This window comes from Lachnoclostridium sp. An76 (genome assembly GCF_002161355.1).
GTDB lineage: Bacteria > Bacillota > Clostridia > Lachnospirales > Lachnospiraceae > Mediterraneibacter > Mediterraneibacter caccavium.
The window spans coordinates 486,717-508,759 of the sequence record NZ_NFHL01000001.1 but is presented as its reverse complement, the minus strand read 5'-3'; the positions used below and the strand labels follow the sequence as shown (position 1 = coordinate 508,759).

Annotated in this window: 17 protein-coding genes; 13 read left to right on the top strand and 4 right to left on the bottom strand. The window is 53.0% G+C overall.

Annotation, left to right across the window (positions count from 1 at the left end; translation table 11 throughout):
- Positions 1–54: 54 nt before the first annotated feature.
- The 5 genes from B5G27_RS02315 (at position 55) to B5G27_RS02300 (ending at position 6,267) form a co-directional block, all read left to right on the top strand.
- The gene (locus tag B5G27_RS02315; protein ID WP_087177364.1) at positions 55–1,551 is read left to right on the top strand and encodes a L,D-transpeptidase family protein; all 1,497 of its coding nucleotides are present in this window, start codon (positions 55–57) and stop codon (positions 1,549–1,551) included.
- Positions 1,552–2,068: 517 nt separating this feature from the next.
- Positions 2,069–2,200 (top strand): hypothetical protein, encoded by a 132-nt coding sequence (locus B5G27_RS16550; protein ID WP_275533014.1) that lies wholly within the window; start codon positions 2,069–2,071, stop codon positions 2,198–2,200.
- A gap of 223 nt (positions 2,201–2,423) precedes the next feature.
- On the top strand, positions 2,424–4,274 hold the full coding sequence (gene uvrC, locus B5G27_RS02310) for an excinuclease ABC subunit UvrC (RefSeq protein ID WP_087177726.1): 1,851 nt from the start codon (positions 2,424–2,426) through the stop codon (positions 4,272–4,274).
- 84 nt (positions 4,275–4,358) lie between these two features.
- Positions 4,359–5,291 (top strand): HPr(Ser) kinase/phosphatase, encoded by a 933-nt coding sequence (gene hprK, locus B5G27_RS02305; RefSeq protein WP_087177363.1) that lies wholly within the window; start codon positions 4,359–4,361, stop codon positions 5,289–5,291.
- Between the two features lie 40 nt (positions 5,292–5,331).
- Positions 5,332–6,267: an ROK family glucokinase gene (locus B5G27_RS02300; RefSeq protein WP_087177362.1), complete on the top strand. Its 936-nt coding sequence runs from the start codon at positions 5,332–5,334 to the stop codon at positions 6,265–6,267.
- Between the two features lie 107 nt (positions 6,268–6,374).
- On the opposite strand, the gene B5G27_RS02295 is transcribed toward B5G27_RS02300, so the two are convergent.
- Complete coding sequence (locus B5G27_RS02295) at positions 6,375–8,975, bottom strand: transglycosylase domain-containing protein (protein ID WP_087177361.1); 2,601 nt, start codon at positions 8,973–8,975, stop codon at positions 6,375–6,377.
- A gap of 204 nt (positions 8,976–9,179) precedes the next feature.
- On the opposite strand from B5G27_RS02295, the gene B5G27_RS02290 reads away from it, so the two are divergent.
- Positions 9,180–9,827: a YigZ family protein gene (locus B5G27_RS02290; RefSeq protein WP_087177360.1), complete on the top strand. Its 648-nt coding sequence runs from the start codon at positions 9,180–9,182 to the stop codon at positions 9,825–9,827.
- A gap of 145 nt (positions 9,828–9,972) precedes the next feature.
- Here the strand turns inward: B5G27_RS02290 and hpf are convergent, their stop codons facing one another.
- The 3 genes from hpf to typA all read right to left on the bottom strand — a co-directional run bounded on the left by hpf (position 9,973) and on the right by typA (position 13,134).
- Positions 9,973–10,530 carry a ribosome hibernation-promoting factor, HPF/YfiA family gene (hpf, locus tag B5G27_RS02285; RefSeq protein ID WP_087177359.1) on the bottom strand — a complete coding sequence of 186 codons (558 nt, stop codon included), beginning with the start codon at positions 10,528–10,530 and terminating at the stop codon, positions 9,973–9,975.
- A gap of 88 nt (positions 10,531–10,618) precedes the next feature.
- Positions 10,619–11,233: a transporter gene (locus B5G27_RS02280; protein WP_087177358.1), complete on the bottom strand. Its 615-nt coding sequence runs from the start codon at positions 11,231–11,233 to the stop codon at positions 10,619–10,621.
- 74 nt (positions 11,234–11,307) lie between these two features.
- Positions 11,308–13,134, bottom strand: a complete 1,827-nt coding sequence (gene typA / locus B5G27_RS02275) for a translational GTPase TypA (RefSeq protein WP_087177357.1) — start codon at positions 13,132–13,134, stop codon at positions 11,308–11,310.
- 253 nt (positions 13,135–13,387) lie between these two features.
- Here typA and B5G27_RS02270 point away from each other — a divergent pair, with 253 nt between their 5' ends.
- The 7 genes from B5G27_RS02270 (at position 13,388) to secA (ending at position 22,032) form a co-directional block, all read left to right on the top strand.
- Positions 13,388–14,017 (top strand): single-stranded DNA-binding protein, encoded by a 630-nt coding sequence (locus B5G27_RS02270; RefSeq protein ID WP_087177356.1) that lies wholly within the window; start codon positions 13,388–13,390, stop codon positions 14,015–14,017.
- 232 nt (positions 14,018–14,249) lie between these two features.
- A complete protein-coding gene (gene dapB, locus B5G27_RS02260) occupies positions 14,250–15,008 on the top strand; it encodes a 4-hydroxy-tetrahydrodipicolinate reductase (protein WP_087177354.1) in 759 nt (252 codons plus the stop codon).
- A 46-nt stretch (positions 15,009–15,054) separates the two neighbouring features.
- Entirely contained in the window at positions 15,055–17,007 is a 1,953-nt protein-coding gene (locus B5G27_RS02255; RefSeq protein ID WP_087177353.1) for a fructose-1,6-bisphosphatase, read from the top strand.
- A gap of 15 nt (positions 17,008–17,022) precedes the next feature.
- On the top strand, positions 17,023–17,859 hold the full coding sequence (locus tag B5G27_RS02250) for a sigma-70 family RNA polymerase sigma factor (RefSeq protein WP_087177352.1): 837 nt from the start codon (positions 17,023–17,025) through the stop codon (positions 17,857–17,859).
- 78 nt (positions 17,860–17,937) lie between these two features.
- Positions 17,938–18,300 carry a hypothetical protein gene (locus tag B5G27_RS02245; RefSeq protein ID WP_087177351.1) on the top strand — a complete coding sequence of 121 codons (363 nt, stop codon included), beginning with the start codon at positions 17,938–17,940 and terminating at the stop codon, positions 18,298–18,300.
- 175 nt (positions 18,301–18,475) lie between these two features.
- Positions 18,476–19,252, top strand: a complete 777-nt coding sequence (gene hisA, locus B5G27_RS02240) for a phosphoribosylformimino-5-aminoimidazole carboxamide ribotide isomerase (RefSeq protein WP_087177725.1) — start codon at positions 18,476–18,478, stop codon at positions 19,250–19,252.
- 188 nt (positions 19,253–19,440) lie between these two features.
- On the top strand, positions 19,441–22,032 hold the full coding sequence (secA, locus tag B5G27_RS02235; RefSeq protein WP_087177350.1) for a preprotein translocase subunit SecA: 2,592 nt from the start codon (positions 19,441–19,443) through the stop codon (positions 22,030–22,032).
- Positions 22,033–22,043 lie beyond the last annotated feature (11 nt).

Below are 22,043 nucleotides of genomic sequence, written 5' to 3'. Positions count from 1 at the left end.
GGTCTGTGCGGGCAGATTGCGGCGCAGATTGTGATAAGCGGAGATAAATGCCATATGGAACAGAAGAACATTCAGAAAAAATCAGACAGGCGGAAAAAGATGATCGTGGGATCAGCAGTGGCGGCAGGGATACTGGCAGGAGCATACTTTGGCATGGCAATCTATTTCTGTTTTCATTTCCTTCCGGGGACAAGGATAAATGGGATGGACTGCTCAATGAAAACAGCCGAAGGATTCCAGCATGAACTGGAAAAATCAGTGGAAGATTATACGCTGACGGTCACTGCCCCCGGGGCGCTGGAACAGCCTGAGGTGTGCGGGGGAAATGAGGGAAGAACAGAGTCGGCAGAAAGCGGGCAGGGCGGAGAAAAAGCAGGATACAGCCGTGTCATAAGCGGAAGGGAGATCGACCTGGAACTTGCCTCTGAGGATCAGGCTCAGAGTATACTGGAGAAGCAGGATGTACTGGCATGGCCGTCCGCGTTTTTCAGAGAGACAGAAAAAGAAGCAGTGTTTTCCGTTGCTTACAATGAGCTGAAACTGGAACAGCGGATCAGGGAACTGGATCTCATACCTTCCGGTTCAACGGAAGCGGTGTCAGCACATCCGGTATTTGACGGCGGAGCGTTTGTCATTCAGCCGGAGGTTTACGGAGTGCTGTCTGATAAAACAGAAAAGAAGATCAGGCAGTGTATCGCAGACCTGACGCCGGAACTGGACCTGATGGAAGAACAATGCCTGCAGATCCCGGATTTTTCCTCAGATTCTCCTGAGGTGGAAAAGGCATGTGAAGCCATGAATCAATACTGCAAGGCCAGGATCGTCTACACGATGGGCCAGGAAGTGACAGTAGACGCGGAGCTTATTTCGGGCTGGCTGACCTGCGATGGAGACATGAACGTCAGTCTGAACGAGGAGGCAGTGGGAGAATGGGTAAACAGTTTTGCAGAGCAGTCTGATACGCTGGGCAAGGCGAGGAGTATCACTTCCCCTTCCGGGAAGACCGCAGAGGTCTCTGGCGGCACATACGGCTGGGTGATCGATACGGCGGCAGAGACCGCGGCCCTGACAGAAAATATAAAAAAGGCAGAGAGTGTATCGAGGGAACCTGCTTACAGGCAGAGGGCAGCATCCCGGTCTGCCCAGGACTGGGGCGTTACCTATGTGGAAGTGGACCTTACGGCACAGTATATGTGGTATGTAAAAGACGGTTCAGTACAGTTTGAGAGCGATGTGGTGACAGGGGAACCGGTGAACGGGATGGAGACTCCGCAGGGGGTGTACAGCATACTCTATACACAGAGAGACGCAGTCCTTATCGGAGAGACTGACCCAAAGACCGGAGAACCCATATATCGGACAAAGGTGAGATATTGGATGCCATTCACCCAGCAGGGGCACGGTTTCCACGATGCAGACTGGCAGAGCGCGTTCGGCGGGAACGTTTACACCTATTCCGGATCGCACGGATGCGTCAACATGCCCGTAGATAAGGCGGGAGAGCTGTACAGTATGCTGGAAACAGGGACACCGGTGGTCATACACTATTAAATCTGTATTTGTGGGGAAACTTCTGTCAGAGTAAAACGTCCGAAAACATCGAAGCGCGGCTATAGAAGACGTATTCAGCACGGGTGTGTGGGTGGCTTCGGCTCCGGGGCTCCGTGGCAGCAAAAACTAAGAAATCCGGGACTATGCTAAAGGCAGAAAGCAGCAGGGAGCAACTCGCCTTTGGCTCAGACAAGCCCCCTGCTGCTTTCAACGCATAGTTCCGGATTTCAAGTTTTTTCAAGCCCCTCCGCAGTCACCTCAGACACCCACACACCCGTGCTGAAGGGTTTTCGAAAAGGCGCTTCGCTGTTTTCTGGTTTACTCAAGACGGAAGGTCCCTCGACAAATGCAGCATTTCAAAACGCGGCGAGAAGGGAACTCTCCCGGCAAAAGGCAACCCATCTCCCGAAAGTCTACAGTATCTTCCGTCTTGGATAAATTCCTGTTCCGCCGCTGAAGCTCCCCTCTGACCCACCTTTTGAAATCCTGCATTTGCCTGCGGGGACCTTCCGATCGGATGTGCGCAGAAAACCGCTCCTTTGATGCACCTTTCGCGGCGGACGGGGATATGGCGACGGTGACTTGGAGTAATCTGATGGAAAGACTTAAAAGAATGGGATGCGGCGTTAATTTCAAAGCGGATGCCTGAGCCGCAGGCGAATCTTCCGCTTTGGAATTGTCCTTAGCCGTATCCCATTCTTTTTACGTCTTTCCCAGATTACGGAACCGGAACCTGAGCCATATCCCCGTCCGCCGCGAAAACGTCTTGAATCATACCGATGGTTTTCGGACGTTTAACCAATCGGTCGGCTCCCCCACAAATACAGATTTCTCGATTGATTTTTGATTTTGAAAACCGTATAATTATCTGCATGGAAAACACAAATTTTGATATACAGGAAGAATTGAAAAAACTCCCGGCCAGACCCGGGGTATACATTATGCATGACGAGAAGGACCACATTATCTATGTGGGCAAGGCGATCAGCCTGAAGAACCGTGTGAGGCAGTATTTTCAGAGCAGCCGGAACAAGGGCGTCAAGATCGAGCAGATGGTGACCCATATCCGGCGGTTTGAGTATATTGTGACGGATTCGGAGCTGGAGGCGCTGGTGCTGGAGTGCAACCTGATCAAGGAGCACCACCCCAAATACAATACCATGCTCATGGATGACAAGACCTATCCGTTTATCAAGGTGACGACCAATGAGCCCTTCCCCAGAGTGATGTTATCCAGGAAGATGAAGAAGGACAAGGCACGGTATTTCGGGCCATATACGAGCGCCCAGGCGGTGCGGGACACTATCGACCTGATCCACAAGCTGTACCATGTGAGAAGCTGTAACAGGAGCCTGCCCAGGGATATCGGGAAGGAGCGGCCCTGCCTTAACTATCATATAAAGCAGTGCGACGCCCCGTGCCAGGGGTATATTTCCCAGGAGGAATACAGGAAATCCATCGACGAGGTGATCCGGTTCCTGAACGGGAATTATGACGGCATTTTAAAAGAGCTGGAGGAGAAGATGAACGCCGCGTCCGAGGCGCTTGAATTTGAGCGGGCGATCGAGTACCGGGAGCTGCTGAACAGTGTGAAGAAGGTGGCGCAGAAGCAGAAGATCACGGATTCCAGCGGAGAGGACAGGGATGTGCTCGCCGTGGCGTCGGGAGAGGAGGACGCGGTGGTCCAGGTGTTCTTTATCCGGGGCGGCCGGCTGATCGGACGCGACCATTTCTATCTGCGGATCTCGAAAGGCGATACTCCTTCGGAAATCCTTGACAGCTTTATCAAGCAGTATTACGCGGGGACTCCTTATATCCCGGGAGAACTGATGCTCCAGGAAGAAGTGGAAGACCGGGAGCTCCTTGAGACATGGCTTACTTCCAAAAAAGGACAGAAAGTGTCGCTCCGGATCCCCAAGAAAGGGACAAAGGAGAAACTGGTGGAACTGGCGGCTGAAAATGCCAGGCTGGTGCTCAGCAAGGATAAAGAGCGGCTGAAGCGGGAAGAAGGGCGCACGATCGGAGCGGTGAAAGAGATTGCTGCCCTGCTGGATCTGGGTGAGGTCACCCGCATGGAAGCTTATGACATTTCAAATACAAATGGCTTTGAGTCAGTGGGCTCGATGATCGTCTACGAGAGAGGAAAGCCAAAACGCAATGATTACCGCAAGTTTAAGATCCGCGGGATCAAGGGAGCGGACGACTACGGCAGCATGAGAGAAGTGCTGACCAGGCGGTTTACCCATGGGCTCAGGGAGCGGGAAGAGAACGCGGAGCTGGGGAAATTTACCGTTTTTCCTGACCTGATCCTCATGGATGGAGGAAAGGGGCAGGTCAATGTGGCTCTCCAGGTGCTGGATGAACTGCATCTGGACATCCCGGTGTGCGGCATGGTGAAGGATGACCACCACCGTACGAGAGGGCTGTACTACCAGAATGTGGAGATCCCTATTGACCGGTCTTCGGAGGCATTCCGCCTGATCACGAGGATACAGGATGAAGCGCACCGGTTTGCCATCGAGTATCACAGGCAGCTCAGGAGCAAAGGCCAGGTGCATTCGATCCTGGACGACATCGAGGGGATCGGACCGGCGCGGAGGAAGGCGCTTATGCGCCATTATCTCAGCCTGGACGCGGTCAGGGAGGCGAGCGTGGAAGAACTGGCGAAAATTCCTTCCATGAATGAAAAAGCCGCTGAATCAGTATACAAGTTTCTGCATTAATATGTTATGATAGAAAAAGGTGATGGGCGCAGGAACTGCAAGGGAATGTGCCCGGACAGGAAATGAAAGATAAAGGAGAAGATTATGGGACACGGGATCAGATTAAGCGAAATTGTGGAAAAGATGGATTTGAAGAATCTCACTCCCGAGGTGGATACGAGCGAGACAGAGGTGCATATCCCTGATGTAAACCGCCCGGCCCTGCAGTTGGCGGGATTCTTTGATCATTTTGATTCAAACCGGGTGCAGATCATAGGGAATGTGGAATACACATATGTGCAGACCCTTACGGATGAGCGCAGAAGAGAGATCTATGGCAGGCTTCTGCAGCATCCGATCCCCTGTATCGTATTCTGCAGGGATATGCAGCCGGAAGAGGAATTCCTCGAACTGGCCAGGAAACATGGGGTTCCTGTTTACAAGACCGCGAAGCAGACCTCTGATTTTACGGCGGAGATCATCCGCTGGATGAACGTCAGGCTGGCGCCCTGCATTTCGATCCACGGCGTGCTTGTGGATGTGTACGGTGTGGGCGTCCTGATCATGGGAGAGAGCGGGATCGGAAAGAGTGAGGCAGCCCTGGAGCTGATCAAGAGAGGGCACCGTCTTGTGACGGATGATGTGGTAGAGATCCGGAAGGTGAGCGATGAGACGCTTGTAGGTTCTGCGCCGGATATCACAAAGCATTTTATCGAGCTGCGCGGCATCGGCATCGTGGATGTGAAATCCATGTTCGGTGTGCAGAGCGTCAGGGAGACGCAGAACATCGATCTGGTCATTACCCTGGAGGACTGGAGCAGGGATAAAGAGTATGACAGGCTGGGCCTGGAAGAAGAATATACGGAATTCCTCGGGAACAAGGTCGTATGCCACAGCATCCCGATCCGCCCGGGAAGGAACCTGGCGATCATCGTAGAGTCAGCGGCCGTAAACCACAGGCAGAAACAGATGGGGTACAATGCGGCACAGGAGCTTTACAAGAGAGTACAGGAGAATCTTGCGAAGAAGATGAAATAAAAAAGCAGTGGAAAAGCCACGGGAAGGAGAGAAAAAAGCTATGAAATATTGTTTCGGAGTAGATGTCGGGGGAACAACAGTGAAGATGGGACTCTTCGAAGAAAACGGGACGATCGTGGACAAATGGGAGATCACAACAGATACGTCAGAGGAAGGAAAGTCGATCCTTCCGAATATTGCTGCTTCCATAGCGAAAAAGACCGAGGAGCACCAGCTTGCCAAAGAAGATATCGTGGGAGTCGGAGTCGGCGTCCCCGCGCCGGTGACAGCGGACGGAGTTGTCAATGGAAGTGCGAATCTCGGATGGAAATATAAGGAGGTCAAGCGGGAGCTGGAAGAGCTTACCGGACTTAAGGCTGAGATCGGAAATGACGCCAATGTCGCTGCACTCGGTGAGATGTGGAAAGGCGGCGGCGCGGGAGAAAAAAATATGATCATGGTGACTCTGGGCACAGGAGTCGGCGGAGGCGTGATCATTGACGGGAAGATGCTCGTGGGACAGAACGGCGCAGGCGGGGAGATCGGACATCTCTGTGTGAACTATGAGGAGACGGACCGTTGCGGATGCGGAAACAGAGGCTGTCTCGAGCAGTATGCGTCAGCCACAGGGATCGTACGTCTTGCAAAGCAGAAGCTGGGGCAGGAGATGAGGCCGACCATCCTGAACAAAGAGGACGTGACAGCAAAGGATGTATTTGACGCCGTAAAAGCAGGGGATGAAGTTGCAAAAGAGATCGCAGTGACGTTTGGAAGATACCTGGGATATGGACTTGCCAATCTCGCGGCAGTGGCGGATCCGGCGGTGTTTGTCATCGGCGGCGGCGTGTCAAAGGCAGGAGAGGTGCTGATCCCCTACATCAGAGAGCCATATATGGAGAGAGCGTTTTTCGCGGATAAAAAAGTGAAATTTGTCCTCGCAGAGCTGGGCAATGACGCAGGGATCTGCGGCGCGGCAAAACTCGTACTGGACGCATAAGAGACTGGATGCATAAGAGAGTATGCAGGAATGAGATGCAAAAGAAAAAGCAGTGAAACCAAATGGTTTCCTGCTTTTTCTTTTACCTTTGCCGTGGAGATCAGGCATCAGGGGGAAGGTGGCGTGGTGGTCTCGCCAGAGCCGCCGCCATCAGAGCCGCCACCGCCAGAACCGCCTTCGCCGGAGCCGCCGCCTTCTCCGCCGCTTCCGCCGCCGGAGCCGCCTTCATCGGAACCGCCGCCATCAATGGAAGGGGTGTCCGGAGTATCGGGAGTATCCGGAGTATCTGTACCGCCTCCGTTATTGCGGTCAGTGTTATCCTCGTCGTCCTCCGGTTCTTCCGGTTCCACAGACCTGTGGCCGGGGCAGCTTTCCTTCACCACGGTCTCCTTATCAAAGTATTCCGTGAGCGACGGGCATCCGCTTACCGCAAGCTTTCCTGTCTGTGTACAGATCGTTCTCTGGACTACGGAAGACGGGATTGTAAAGTCTTTATACTCAAGCCCTTCGTGGATGCGCTGCATGATATTCCTCCAGATGACCATATGCCATGACTGGCTCATATTTTCCATGTGTTTGTTCGCATCATACCCGCCCCATACAGAAGCAGTGTAGTACGGAGTGTATGCGGAGAGCCAGAGGTCTGTACTGTTCTCTGTCGTACCGGTCTTTCCTGCAACAGGCATATTGCTCAGTCTTGCAGTTGTACCGGTTCCTTTTGTGATAACATCTTCCATGGCGCTTGTCAGCAGATAAGCGGTGGAGTCTTTGATCACTTCGTGTGTCTCAGGCTCCGTGTTGTCGATCAACACATTCCCGTCATGGTCCAGGATCTCCGTATAGAGGATCGGCTCCGTGTACACACCGCCGTTCGCGATCGCCGCATATGCGGCTGTCATCTCGATATTGTAAACACCGCGGGTGATACCGCCGAGGGCTGTAGACTGTGCGACGTCTGACATGCCCGGATAATCCGGATCGTTGTTTACCAGTGTGGTAAAACCGAATTTCTGGAGATACTGATAACCTTTTTCAAGCCCTACGGTCTCTGTCAGCGTGCGCACCGCGCAGACATTCATGGAGTGCTCGATCGCATAACGCACTCTCGCCTGGCCGATATATTTGCCGTCCCAGTTGTTGACCTGCTGTCCGCTGGCATAACGGTATGGCTCATCCTTGATCGTTGTGGCAAGCGTCATGCCGCATTCATTCAGACCCGGCGCATAAGTAGAGAGGATCTTGAAGCATGAACCGGGCTGCCTTGTAGAATCCGTCGCCCTGTTCAGCGAGAGGCTTGTAGTCTTTGTACCGCGTCCGCCTACGATCGCTTTGACTTGTCCTGTATACTGATCCATGACAACGACAGAAGTCTGAGGCTGGAGAGTCACTGTCAGGTTTTCATCTACGATATCTCCGGCTTCGGTATTGATACCGAGTGTGCTCTTGTATTCTTCGACCATGGCCCTCGCCTCTTCTTCAGAACTGAAGACGAGCGGGTTGGAGTCACCATAAGTATTGCTGATGTAAGCAGCGAGAGTTTCCGTATAATAATTTTCCGCTGTGCCGTCCGCGCGGTGGATCGTCAGGGCATATTCTACGCCGTATTCAGTCATTGGATAGAGAGACTCATCCGCGACTACCTCGTCACAGATCTGCTGGATGGCGAGATCCTGGGTGGACTTGATGGTCAGGCCGTTGCTGTAAAGCTGGTTGTAGGCCTGAGTTTCGGTATATCCTTTTTCCACCATAAGGTCATTGATCACATCCTCGATCATGGCGTCAGTAAAGTAGGAATACGGTGTCGTATCTTCTGTGATCGCCGCGGTCTGCAGGATCCTGTCGTAAACAGCGTCTGCCGCTGCCTCGTCATACTCGGTCTGGTCAATGTAGTCCTGCTCCAGCATCTTGTTGAGGACCTCTTCCCGCCTTTTGGCATTCTCATCAGGGTTCGTCACCGGATCATACTTTGTCGGGTTCTGCGTGATCGCCGCGATGACAGCACACTCTGAGAGCGTCAGGTCAGCTACGTCTTTGTTAAAATATCTTGTGGAAGCCGTCTGCACGCCGAGACAACCCTGCCCTAAGTTGATCGTATTCATATAAGCTTCAAGGATCTCGTCCTTGCTCATCTCTTTTTCAAAGGCAATCGCTAGATACTGTTCCTGGAGCTTGCGCTCGACACGGTCAAAGAGCGTGTTTTCGTTGACAAAATCCGGAAAAATATTATTTTTGATCACTTGCTGGGTGATCGTGCTGGCTCCCTCGGTGAAATCAAAGCCATTGGCAATGCCCACAAGGCCGGCGCGGATGATACCCTGGATATCGATGCCGTTATGTTCGTAGAAACGCTCGTCCTCGATCGCCACAAATGCATGCGGAAGATAATCCGAATTTGCCGTGATCTCCTCGTAAGTCTTGTACACACGGTTGGAGTCGGAATCCTTCAGCGTATCGATCACAGTCCCGTTCTGGTCCACAATGGTGGTTGTAAATCCCTTGGGCTTGATATCGTCCGCTGAAACGGCCGGAGAATCATCAATGATCTTTTTGACAAAGATCGCTCCTCCGATGACACCGATAACTGCCAGAAGGAGAATACAGATGATCAGGGCCTTAAAAAAACGGACGCCCACACGTTTCTGTTTCATCTTCTTTTTTGAAGAAATATTTTTCTTTCGCCTGGAAAGATTTCTTTTCCCATAATTCACGAATCACATCCTCCTTTTCAACTCTTATGATTATATCAAATATCATGTTTCAAATAAAGAAAAAAATAAAATCTTCATATTTTCTTAGGAATATTTAGAATTGTAAAATGTCGGTGACAGCGGTTTATATTGTGCATTTTCAGTCAGTCTGGTATAGTAGTATCAGTTTGGAAGGGGCGCGCCGCGCCGCCGGAGGAGGTCGCAATGGATTTTTACCGTACAATATATAAGGAAGGTACCGGTGAGATCGTGGAAAAGAAATCCCGGTTTATCGCAGAGGCATATCCTGTCACAGGAGAGGAGGAGGCGTTTGCGCATCTGGAGGAAGTAAAAAAGCGGTACTGGGATGCAAGGCACCACTGCTGGGCATATGTAACCGGGAGGAACCCCGGGAAGGAGCGTATGAGTGACGACGGGGAGCCGGCGGGGACTGCCGGGAAACCGATACTGGAAGTGATACGCGGCAGGGAGCTGACAGATATCTTTATCGTGGTCACCAGATATTTCGGCGGGACGCTGCTGGGGACAGGAGGGCTTGTAAGGGCATACACTTCGGCTGCCGTTGAGGCGCTTGCGCACACTGAGATTATAACCAGGATACATGGTTTTAAACTGAAGGTCACCACGGACTACACCGGGCTGGGGAAGATCCAGTATATTTTGGGTCAGAGAGGGCTCGCGGTGCTGGACACTTTATACACAGACCGGGTGGAGATCACTGTGCTCGTCCCGGACGGGGAAAAGGAGGCGCTGGGGAAAGCGCTCATGGAAGGCACGAACGGGCAGGCGCGGATGGAAGAGCTGGAAAGCTGCTGGTTCGCGGAGACAGCGGAGGGGCTTCTGCTGGACTGAGATAAAACTGTACTGAGGCAAAACAAAATATAAAAGCCTTAAACCGGGATCCCGCCTGAGCGGGTCATTGGTTTAAGGCTTTTGATTACTTTACTGTTTTATGGCCTTACGTGAGATCCTGCAAGTAGTTGATCTTGTAAGTACCTTATGAAAATTCCGGCTCGATCAGCCCGAAGGAGCCGTCTTTTCTCTTGTATACGACATTGACTTCCTCGGTATCCGCATTGGAGAAGACGAAGAAGCTGTGGCCGAGCAGTTCCATCTGGAGACACGCGTCTTCCGGGAACATCGGCTTGACGCCGAATTTCTTTGTGCGGACGATGCGGATCTCGTCGTTTTCCGGAGAGTCCTCTTCGGACTCGATGAATTCGGTCCGGATACTTCCGGAAGGAGCAGCGCCTGTGGGATGTCCCTGGCTCTTTGCAACCAGCTTGTTCTTGTATTTTCGGAGCTGGCGCTCAATGACCTCCTCCACGAGATCGATGGATACGTACATATCATTGCTTGTCTGCTCAGAGCGGACGATATTGCCCTTGACAGGGATCGTCACCTCAATCTTCTGACGTCCTTTCTCCACGCTGAGTGTTACGATGATTTCTGTTTCAGGAGTGAAGTACCTTTCAAGTTTTCCTAATTTCTGTTCAATTGCATCTTTGAGTCCCTGGGTTACCTCAATGTTCTTTCCGCTGATGATAAAATTCATGCTGTTCAACTCCTTTTTGTCAATATTTAACATAAACTTATGAAAAATATTTGTTTATATTATGTAAATATTATAACACGGAACAGCGTCAATGTATAGAACGAATCACTTCGATCCGGGTAATTTTTCCATCTTTGATCTTGGCGATGCGCAGTCCCAGGTCTGCAAAATATACGCAGGCTCCGGTGCCGATCTCTGTGCCTTCTTCCTCCATCCTGTGCATGAGTACGTCAAGGAGTGTGTCATCCTCGTCCGAGCAGGGGATATTCATCCGGAACAGCCGGTTGATCTGGCGGACCTTCTGCGTCGCGCGGAACACAGTCTTGTCCGTCTCATCAAAAGAGGAGAAGAGGAACTTCCTCGTGGCGAACAGGATGGCTATGGCGATCACGCCCAGCAGGCTGTTCACCGGTGAAGAATGGTCGATGATGATCTGCCTTGCGATGGCAAACATCAAAACCTCAAACACTGTGAGCGGCGTGTGCAGATAGAGCATGCGGATCAGCTCCACACCGATGATCAGGTTAAAGCATGCGGTGAGCAGGTCATCGTAGTTCGGGTAAGTGCTGGCGTCTGTCAGTTCCCCCATGGAGAAGCCGAGCTTTATGGTCATGATGATAATGCCGCAGGCGAGCAGGGCCGCGATCACGAACTCCAGTATCTTTGTAAGGTATTTCAGAAAAAGATGTGCGTATTTCTGCATATGCGTCCTCCTTATAAGGGCGCCCCGCGTTTCCCTGAAAATGAAGGAGAGCGCGGGTGCGGCATCCCGGATCTTTATTTCATATTACTCCGTTTGCGCAGCCTGGAGTCAAGGATCTTTTTGCGGATGCGCAGTGACTTTGGAGTGACCTCCAGAAGCTCGTCTGTGTCGATAAAGTCCAGCGCCTGCTCAAGGCTTAAGATCCTGGGCGGTGTGAGGCGGAGCGCCTCGTCCGCGCTGGAGGAGCGGGTGTTGGTCAGATGCTTTGTCTTGCAGACATTGAGCTCGATATCCTCAGCCTTGCCGTTCTGGCCGATGACCATGCCCGCGTATACCTTTTCCCCGGGCCCTATGAACAGTGTACCACGCTCCTGGGCGCTGTACAATCCGTAAGTTACGGATTCGCCGGTCTCAAATGCGATGAGGGAGCCCTGTTTGCGGTACTGGATATCGCCCTTGTAAGGCGCGTAACCGTCGAAGCTGGTGTTCAGGATCCCGTTTCCCTTTGTATCAGTGAGGAATTCTCCGCGGTAGCCGATCAGACCTCTGGACGGGATGGAGAATTCCAGACGGGTGTACCCCCCGTTTGACACGCCCATATTGCGGAGCTCGCCTTTTCTCTGGCCGAGCTTTTCGATCACAACGCCTGTGAATTCGTCCGGCACATCAATGTATGCGATTTCCATGGGCTCCAGTTTCTTCCCGCTTTCATCGGTGTGGTAGAGTACCTCAGCCTTGCTCACCGCGAACTCGTAGCCCTCGCGGCGCATGTTCTCGATGAGTACGGACAGGTGGAGCTCGCCTCTGCCGGATACTTTGAAGCTGTCCGTGTTCTCCATCTCTTCCACACGGAGACTGACGTCTGTGTTCAGCTCGCGGAACAGACGGTCGCGCAGGTGGCGGGAGGTCACGTATTTTCCTTCCTGGCCTGCAAATGGACTGTCATTGACAATGAACTGCATGGCGATCGTCGGCTCAGAGATCTTCTGGAAGGGGATCGCTTCCGGATTTTCCGGGGAGCAGAGCGTATCTCCGATGGAGATGTCCGAGATCCCGGAGATGGCAACGATGGAGCCGATGGTCGCCTCTTTTACCTCTACTTTGTTTAATCCGTCAAACTCATAGAGACGGCTGATCTTTACTTTTTCCTGTTTGTCCGGATCATGGTGGTTGACGAGCACCATGTCCTGGTTGACAGCGATGGTCCCGTTGTCCACCTTCCCGATGCCGATGCGTCCGACGTACTCATTGTAGTCAATGGTGCTGATGAGGACCTGTGTGGGCGCTTCCGGGTCGCCCTCAGGAGCGGGGATATAGTCAAGGATCGTCTCAAAGAGGGGCTTCATGTCCCGCTCTTCATCCGTGAGGTCGAGCACAGCGACGCCTGCTTTTGCGGATGCGTATACGAACGGGCATTCCAGCTGTTCGTCGGATGCCCCGAGGTCGATGAAGAGTTCCAGCACTTCGTCGATCACTTCGTCCGGCCGCGCTTCCGGGCGGTCGATCTTGTTGATGCACACAATGACCGGGAGACTTAATTCCAGCGCTTTCCTCAGGACGAATTTCGTCTGGGGCATGGCTCCCTCAAAAGCGTCCACCACGAGGATGACCCCGTTTACCATTTTAAGCACACGCTCAACCTCTCCGCCGAAGTCCGCATGGCCCGGGGTGTCGATGATATTGATCTTCACGCCCTTATAGTGGACGGCAGTGTTCTTGGAGAGGATCGTGATCCCGCGCTCTCTTTCGATATCGTTGGAGTCCATGACACGCTCCGCCACTTCCTGGTTCTCGCGGAACACGCCGCTCTGCTTTAACAGCTCGTCGACCAGGGTCGTCTTGCCATGGTCAACATGGGCAATGATCGCGATATTTCTTACATCTTCACGTTTTGTCTTCATAATATTTCGCACTCTTTCCTTAATATATGTCATTTTTCATAACTGCAACTCCCTTATTCTATCACAAAAAATTTATTTTACAAGACCGCGCGGCAATATCTGATGCCAGACCGGGTGACAATATCTGATGTCGAAGGGAGGGCAGATTTTGTCGTACGATTCACGGGGCGGAGAGGTTCTGCCGGGATGTACTGCCGCATACATTTAGTAGTGACTCAAAAATACCGAAAAGAGGAAGGGAGAGCTACAGATTATGTCAGATAAGATCATTGAGAACAATCAGGTAACAGTCATTGGGATGGTGGTGTCGGAATTTACATACAGCCACGAAGTGTTCGGAGAGGGATTCTACATGGTAGATATCCTGGTAAGGAGACTGAGCAGTTCAAATGACAGGATACCCGTGATGGTGTCGGAGCGGCTGATCGATGTGACACAGGATTACCGGGGAAAATGCATCATGGTGTCCGGCCAGTTCCGGTCGTACAACCGGCACGAGGAACAGAAGAACAGGCTGGTGCTGTCCGTGTTTGCCCGGGAGATCGAGTTCATTGACGAAGAGCCGGACGGGGCGAGGACGAACCACATCCTCCTGGAAGGGTACATGTGCAAACGCCCGGTGTACCGAAAGACCCCTCTGGGGCGCGAGATCGCGGATCTTTTGCTGGCGGTGAACCGGCCGTACGGAAAGTCCGACTATATCCCGTGCATCTGCTGGGGACGGAATGCCAGATATGCTTCCGGGTTCGACGTGGGCGAGCATGTGCGCATCCTGGGGCGGATCCAGAGCCGGGAATATGTGAAGAAGCTGTCTGAGACGGAGACAGAGACACGGACAGCCTATGAGGTGTCCGTGAGCAAGCTGGAGTGTATGGATGAATGAATGGCAGGAGCGGCTGCAGCAGGTGTCACAGTTCGGCCGCACAGTTCAGAAGACCTTGCTGATGTGCTGACCGCGGCTGACCGGTTATCAGTGTGTTTGTTAAAAGGATATCATATGTTGAGATGGAGTCTCAAATGTGATATCCTTTTTATATGGTCCGCGGCAGCGGACGGCGCGCGGGGCGCCGGACGGATGCCCGGATGACGATCAAGAGACCAGGAGGATGGATGCTATGATAAAGATGATGATGCATGGATGCAACGGTAAGATGGGAAGGATGATCACGGAGATCGTCAGAGGGGACGACAATGCGGTGATCGCTGCCGGAGTGGATACATATACAGAGGCGCCGAATGATTACCCGGTATTTGACTCCATTGAGAAATGTGATGTGGACGTGGATGTTGTGATCGATTTTTCCACGGCAAAGGCAGTGGACGGGCTTTTGGACTACTGTACGGAAAAGGGGCTTCCGCTGGTACTCTGCACGACGGGGCTTTCGGAGGAGCAGCTTAAGAAAGTGGCTGAGGCGTCAGAGAAGATCGCGGTCCTGAAATCCGCCAACATGTCCCTTGGGATCAACCTGTTCCTGAAACTGTTAAAAGACGCGGCAAAGGTGCTGGCGCCGTCGGGGTATGACATCGAGCTGGTGGAGCGCCACCACAACCAGAAGCTGGACGCGCCCAGCGGAACGGCTCTGGCGCTGGCGGATTCTGTGAATGAAGCGCTTGGAAATGAGTATCATTATGTGTATGACAGGAGCCAGGTGCGCCAGAAGAGAGAGAAGAAGGAGATCGGCATCAGTGCCGTGCGCGGCGGGACGATCGTGGGTGAGCATGAGGTGATCTTTGCCGGAACGGACGAGGTGATCGAGTTTAAGCACACGGCTTATTCCAGAGGCGTGTTTGCGAAAGGAGCTGTTGAGGCTGGTAAATTCCTGGCGGGCAAAGAAGCCGGGATGTATGATATGGGAGATGTGATCGGCCTGTAAAAGCTGGAATGAAACAGAGAAGGCTGATCTGCATCGGAGGAAGAGTATGAAAGATTTAGAGACCAGATACCTGGAACGGCTGTCAGACCTGTATCCGACTATCGCGGCCGCTTCCACGGAGATCATCAACCTGCAGTCCATCCTGAACCTTCCGAAAGGGACTGAGAATTTCCTCACGGACGTCCATGGGGAGTATGAGGCGTTTTCCCATGTGCTGAAGAATGGCTCAGGATCCGTGCGGCGGAAGATCGAGGATGTGTTCGGGAACCGCATGAGCGACAGGGACAAGCGGTCCCTTGCCACGCTGATCTATTATCCGAAGGCGAAGATGGACCTGATCCGGCAGGAAGAGCCGAATATGGAGGACTGGTACCGGGTCCATCTGTATCTGCTCATCGAGGTGAGCAAGCGGGCGGCGAGCAAATATACCAGGTCAAAGGTCAGAAAAGCGCTGCCGAAGGATTTTGCCTATGTGATCGAGGAACTGATCACGGAGAAGGCAGAGGTCAGCGACAAAGAATCCTATTATAATGAGATCATTTCCACGATCATCAGGATCGGCAGGGCGGAAGAATTTATCTGCGCGATCTCGGAGCTGATCCAGAGACTTGTGGTAGACCACCTGCATATCGTGGGCGATATCTATGACCGCGGGCCGGGGCCGCATATCATCATGGATAAACTGGTGGATTACCATTCTGTGGATATCCAGTGGGGGAATCATGATGTGGCATGGATGGGCGCGGCTGCCGGGCAGAGAGGATGTATCGCCAATGTGGTGCGCATCTGCGCGCGGTACGGAAACCTGGACATTCTGGAAGACGGTTACGGGATCAATCTGCTCCCGCTGGCGGCATTTGCCATGCGTGTATATAAGGACGACCCGTGTACCTGCTTTAGGCTGAAGGCGCCTGACAGGCCGGATTCTGAAGAGATGCAGATGAACCTGAGGATCCACAAGGCGATCTCCATTATCCAGTTTAAGCTGGAAGGGCAGATCATCCGCCGGCAGAAATCTTTCCATCTCGAGGAAAGGGCACTCCTGCACAGGATCGATTATGAGAAGGGGACGATTACCCTGAACGGGAAAGAATATCAGCTGCTCGACACGAATTTCCCCACGGTTGATCCTGCGGATCCCTACGCGCTCAGCGCGGAAGAGGAAGAGATCATGGACCGGCTGGAGCGGGCGTTCGAGAACTGCGGGAAGCTCCAGCAGCATATGAGGTTCCTTCTGGCAAAAGGCGGATTATATAAGGTATATAATGACAATCTTCTGTACCACGGGTGCGTGCCCCTGACAGAGGACGGCGAGCTGAAAGAAGTCGAAGTGTACGGGAAGAAGTACAGGGGAAAAGAACTGTATGACGTTCTGGACGCTTATGTCAGAAAAGGGTTTTTCGCCCTGGATGAGAAAGAGCGCCAGGACGGGAAAGACATCATGTGGTATATCTGGCTCCACCCGGATTCCCCGCTGTTCGGAAAGAACAGGATGGCGACTTTTGAGAGGTATTTCCTCGCGGAGCCGGAAACTCATTTGGAAAAGAAAAACCCGTATTACGACCTGATCGAGAATGAAGAGGTCATTGACCGTATCATGAGGGAGTTCGGCCTGGATCCCGGGAACTCGCATATCGTGAACGGGCACGTGCCGGTCAGGCGGAAGGATGGGGAGAGCCCGATCAAATGCGGCGGCAAAGTGCTGGTCATTGACGGGGGATTTTCAAAGGCATATCAGAAACAGACAGGGATCGCAGGATATACGCTCATCTACAATTCCTACGGGATCCGTCTGGTAGCGCTGGAGCCTTTTGAATCTACGGAAGCCGCGATCAAAAAAGAGATCGATATCCACTCCGAGACAATGGTAGTCACCAGAGTGAGAGACCGATGTCTGGTGGGCGATACCGATGCGGGAAGGGAGATGAAGGAACAGATCCGGGACCTGGAGCGTCTCCTGACGGCATACAGAAACGGCGAGATCACAGAGAAGATATAGAAAAGCGAGGCAGAAATGGAAAAAGAACAGCAGTTATCAACAGAAGAAACTATATCAGAACCGCTTAAGATCTATCTGCGGGAGATCGGGCAGATCCCGCTCCTCTCAGAAGAGGAAGAAAAAGAGCTTGGGAAAAGAATTGCAGCCGGCGATGTGTCGGCGCGCCGGAGGCTCGAGGAGGGGAATCTCCGTCTCGTCGTCTCCCTTGCAAAGCACTATACCGGTCGGGGCGTCCAGCTCATGGACCTGATCCAGGAAGGAAATATGGGGCTGATGCGCGCAGCGGAGAAGTATGACCATACAAAGGAAAACCGGTTCTCCACTTACGCGGCATGGTGGATCAAAGAGGCAATGCAGCGCGCGATCGACCAGCAGTCCAGGGAGATCCGCGTGCCGGTCCATGTGGCGGAAAATATGAAAAAAGTGCAGAAGGTATCCAAAGAGCTGCAGCAGGAGCTTGGAAGGGACGCCACTCCGAAAGAGATTGCGGAAAAGATGGGAGACCGCACAGAGGAGGATGTAAAAAATATCCTGACTTATCTGCAGAACCCGGTATCACTGGAGACCCCTGTCGGCGAGGACGGGGAGGACAGCCTGGGAGACCTGGTGGAAGACCGGTCAGAGGCAACGCCCGAGGAAGCGATGGATATCCTTGTGCGCAAGGAAGAAGTAAAGGAGCTGCTCGAGACGCTCAGCGACAGAGAGAGCCAGGTGATCCGGCTGAGATACGGGCTGGAAGACAGCAGGACACACACCCTGGAAGAGATCGGCGAGATGCTGGGAGTGACCCGGGAGCGCGTGCGCCAGATCGAGGCGCGCGCCATGGAAAAACTGCGGAAAAAAGCAAAATAAAAATCTCCCTGTGCATAAATATTGAAAAAGTGCAGATAGTAGAGTTACAACAATATTTATGGAAAGGGAGACAATCTTATGAAGAAAATGAAAAAACTTCTTGTGCTCATGACCTGTGCTTTTGTGCTGCTCGGAAGTGCTGCGTGCAGCAGCAGGGACGATGCTGACAATGGGGCGGACCAGTCCGCGGCGGATGATACTGCCGCAGATAAGGATAAGACAGACAGCGGCATGGATGATGACAACAGGGACAATGCGGATACAGATGACCGGACAATGAATGATGCTACTGAGGGAGACGGTATCCTGGATGACGCTGTACATGATGTGACAGACGGCGTGGATGATGTGACGGATGACGTTACGGACGGCGTGGACAAGGCGGCGGACGAGCTGACGGATGACAATGGGGCCCGGGAAGACATGCAGGATATGCGGTAATGGAAAAATAAAGGAAAGAACAGGAAGCCCTTCCGGAACGGCGGACGTCCCGGGAGAGGACAGGCAGCTGCCGCGGCGCGGGGGTCCCCGCGATCCAGCGGCAGCGGGCATGTCAGGGGATGCGGCGCCGGACAGGCATTGCAGGATAGAAAAAGGGAAAAGGAGATCGCGGACCATGAGGTTCAGGCCATGTATTGACATACATAACGGAAAAGTAAAACAGATCGTCGGGGGAAGCCTGCGGGACGAGGGGGACAGTGCCAGCACGAATTTTTCGTCGGAGCTGGGAGCAGACCATTATGCCCGGATGTACCGGAAAGACGGGCTGAAAGGCGGGCATATCATCATGCTGAACCATGCGGGGTCCGGGTATTATGAGGCCACCAGGCAGCAGGCACTCTCAGCGCTGGCCGCCTATCCCGGGGGGATGCAGATCGGCGGAGGGATCACGGCGGAAAATGCGGCAGGATACCTGGAGTCTGGCGCGAGCCATGTGATCGTTACATCTTATGTCTTCCGGGACGGGAGCTTCTGCCGGGAAAACATGGAAAAGCTCGTCTCCGAGGCCGGCAGGGAGCACATTGTCCTTGACTTAAGCTGCAGGAAAAGAGACGGGGCTTATTATATCGTGACAGACCGCTGGCAGAAATTTACGGAAGAATGCCTTGACTTCCAGACCCTTACAGAGCTGTCGGGGTACTGTGATGAGTTCCTGATCCACGGGGTGGATGTGGAAGGCAGGCGTGCCGGGATGGAGGAAGAGCTCGTACATATGCTGGGGGAATGGGACGGCGTGCCTGTGACCTATGCAGGCGGGATCGGCAGGACGGAAGATCTGGAACGGTTCCGGGAGCTGAGCGGCGGCAGGCTGGATTTTACCATCGGAAGCGCACTGGACCTGTTCGGAGGGGATATCCCGTATGACATGGTGAGAAGATATGGTTCCTGTTGACCTGGAACAGACAGTTCAGCTGTATCATTCGGGAAACTGCACAGTCTGACGGCTGAACTGCTGCGCTGATTTTGTTAACGATTTATGAATTGGTTGAATTACCCATCGGTTAGTGTTAGAATGGAGAACAGAGCGGCGCCGGCATTTCGCTCCGGCGCTAGATTTATACAAGGAGTTAATTGCGGAATATGGGCATTATAGAGAAGATTTTTGGGACCCACAGCCAGAACGAACTGAAGAGGATCTATCCGATCGTTGACAGGATCGAGGCGATGGAGCCGGAGATGAAAGCGCTGTCAGATGAAGAACTCAGAGGAAAGACAAGAGAGTTCAAGCAGCGTCTGGCAGAGGGGGAGACACTGGATGACATTCTCCCGGAAGCGTACGCTGTCGTGCGCGAGGCTGCATTCCGGAGCCTGGGCATGCGTCATTACAGAGTACAGATCATCGGCGGTATCATCCTTCACCAGGGGCGTATCGCGGAGATGAAGACTGGAGAAGGAAAGACACTCGTGTCTACGCTCCCGGCTTACCTGAACGCACTGGAAGGAAAGGGCGTAAATATCGTTACTGTCAATGATTATCTGGCGAAGCGTGACGCTGAGTGGATGGGAAAGGTGCATGAATTCCTCGGGCTGACCGTGGGCGTGGTCTTAAACGGCATGGACAATAAAGAGCGCCGTGAGGCTTATGCCTGCGATATTACTTATGTGACCAACAATGAGCTGGGATTCGACTATCTGCGTGACAACATGGTCATCTACAAAGAACAGCTCGTGCAGAGAGGGCTTCACTTTGCCATCATCGATGAGGTGGATTCTGTATTGATCGATGAGGCGAGGACGCCTCTGATCATTTCCGGGCAGAGCGGGAAATCTACGAAGCTCTATGAAGCCTGCGATATCCTTGCCCGCCAGCTTGAGAGAGGCGAGGCGAGCGGCGAATTCTCCAAGATGAACGCCATCATGGGCGAGGACATTGAGGAGACAGGAGATTTCATTGTAAATGAGAAGGAAAAGGCGATCAACCTGACGGAAGACGGAGTGAGAAAGGTCGAGCAGTTCTTCCATATCGATAATCTCGCAGACCCGGAGAACCTGGAGATCCAGCACAATATCATCCTTGCCCTGAGGGCACACAACCTGATGTTCAAAGATCAGGACTATGTGGTCACACCTGAGGGTGAGGTCATGATCGTCGATGAGTTTACAGGACGTATCATGCCGGGACGCCGTTATTCCGACGGTCTCCATCAGGCGATCGAGGCGAAGGAGCATGTGCAGGTGCGCAGGGAGAGCAAGACCCTGGCAACGATCACATTCCAGAACCTGTTCAATAAATTTGAGAAGAAGAGCGGCATGACTGGTACTGCCCTTACCGAGGAAAAAGAGTTCCGCGACATCTACGGCATGGACGTTGTCGAGATCCCGACCAATGTCCCGGTACAGAGAGTGGACCTGGAAGACGCGGTCTACAAGACGAAAAAAGAAAAATACAAAGCAGTCATCGAGGAAGTAAAGAGGGCGCATGCCACAGGACAGCCTGTCCTGGTCGGCACGATCACGATCGAAGTGTCAGAGCTCCTCAGCAGCATGCTCAAAAAGGAAGGCATCAAACATAACGTGCTGAATGCCAAATACCACGAGCAGGAGGCTGCGATCGTCGCTGACGCCGGACTCCACGGCGCGGTCACCATTGCCACCAACATGGCAGGACGTGGTACGGATATCAAGCTGGACGACGATGCAAGGGCAGCAGGCGGTCTGAAGATCATCGGTACAGAGCGCCACGAGTCAAGGCGTATCGATAACCAGTTAAGAGGACGTTCCGGACGTCAGGGAGATCCCGGAGAGTCCAGGTTCTACATCTCACTGGAGGATGACCTGCTCCGGCTGTTCGGCTCCGAGCGCCTCATGGGAGTTTTCAATGCCCTGGGCGTAAAAGACGGCGAGCAGATCGAGCACAAAATGCTTTCCAATGCCATTGAGACAGCGCAGAAGAAGCTGGAGATCAACAACTTCGGCATCCGTAAGAATCTGCTTGAGTATGACCAGGTCATGAACGAGCAGAGAGAGATCATCTACGGCGAGAGACGCCGTGTGCTTGACGGCGAGAGCATGCGCGATACGATCTACAATATGATCACAGAGTATGTGGAAAATGTCACGGACCGTTTCGCTTCGCCAGAGGCGGATCCGGAAGAGTGGGATATCAAAGGTCTGGATGTGAATCTCCACAATGTGATCCCCATGATGGAACTCCCGTCTGCAAAAGAGTGCCAGGGGATGCGCCAGAAAGAGCTGAAACATCTCTTAAAAGAGCGCGCTGTGAAGGCATATGAGGCGAAGGAAGGGGAATTCCCGGAGGCAGAGCAGATCCGTGAGATCGAGCGTGTCGTCCTTCTGAAAGTCATTGATGCGAGATGGATGGACCACATTGACGATATGGACCAGCTCCGCCAGGGGATCGGTCTCCAGGCATACGGGCAGAGAGATCCGCTTGTGGAATACAAGATGACAGGATACAATATGTTCGGTGAGATGACGAACATGATCGCAGAGACCACGATCCGCACCCTGTTCAATATCCGTGTTGAGCAGAAGGTAGAGAGAGAGGAAGTCGCCAAGGTGACCGGAACGAACAAGGACGACACGTCTGTGCGCGCTCCGAAGAAACGCGAGGAAAAGAAGATCTATCCGAACGATCCGTGCCCGTGCGGAAGCGGAAAGAAATACAAACAGTGCTGCGGCCGCAAGCCCCTTGGTGCAGGCAAGGCGTAAGCAGCAGTTCA

Coding starts and splice junctions, on each gene's coding strand:
- B5G27_RS02280 (WP_087177358.1), bottom strand. CDS start 11,233: ATGCAGAAATACGCACATCTTTTTCTGAAATACCTTACAAAGATACTG.
- hprK (WP_087177363.1), top strand. CDS start 4,359: ATGGGACACGGGATCAGATTAAGCGAAATTGTGGAAAAGATGGATTTG.
- secA (WP_087177350.1), top strand. CDS start 19,441: ATGGGCATTATAGAGAAGATTTTTGGGACCCACAGCCAGAACGAACTG.
- B5G27_RS02300 (WP_087177362.1), top strand. CDS start 5,332: ATGAAATATTGTTTCGGAGTAGATGTCGGGGGAACAACAGTGAAGATG.
- dapB (WP_087177354.1), top strand. CDS start 14,250: ATGATAAAGATGATGATGCATGGATGCAACGGTAAGATGGGAAGGATG.
- B5G27_RS16550 (WP_275533014.1), top strand. CDS start 2,069: ATGTGCGCAGAAAACCGCTCCTTTGATGCACCTTTCGCGGCGGACGGG.
- B5G27_RS02245 (WP_087177351.1), top strand. CDS start 17,938: ATGAAGAAAATGAAAAAACTTCTTGTGCTCATGACCTGTGCTTTTGTG.
- B5G27_RS02315 (WP_087177364.1), top strand. CDS start 55: ATGGAACAGAAGAACATTCAGAAAAAATCAGACAGGCGGAAAAAGATG.
- hisA (WP_087177725.1), top strand. CDS start 18,476: ATGAGGTTCAGGCCATGTATTGACATACATAACGGAAAAGTAAAACAG.
- B5G27_RS02255 (WP_087177353.1), top strand. CDS start 15,055: ATGAAAGATTTAGAGACCAGATACCTGGAACGGCTGTCAGACCTGTAT.
- B5G27_RS02290 (WP_087177360.1), top strand. CDS start 9,180: ATGGATTTTTACCGTACAATATATAAGGAAGGTACCGGTGAGATCGTG.
- B5G27_RS02250 (WP_087177352.1), top strand. CDS start 17,023: ATGGAAAAAGAACAGCAGTTATCAACAGAAGAAACTATATCAGAACCG.
- uvrC (WP_087177726.1), top strand. CDS start 2,424: ATGGAAAACACAAATTTTGATATACAGGAAGAATTGAAAAAACTCCCG.
- typA (WP_087177357.1), bottom strand. CDS start 13,134: ATGAAGACAAAACGTGAAGATGTAAGAAATATCGCGATCATTGCCCAT.
- hpf (WP_087177359.1), bottom strand. CDS start 10,530: ATGAATTTTATCATCAGCGGAAAGAACATTGAGGTAACCCAGGGACTC.
- B5G27_RS02270 (WP_087177356.1), top strand. CDS start 13,388: ATGTCAGATAAGATCATTGAGAACAATCAGGTAACAGTCATTGGGATG.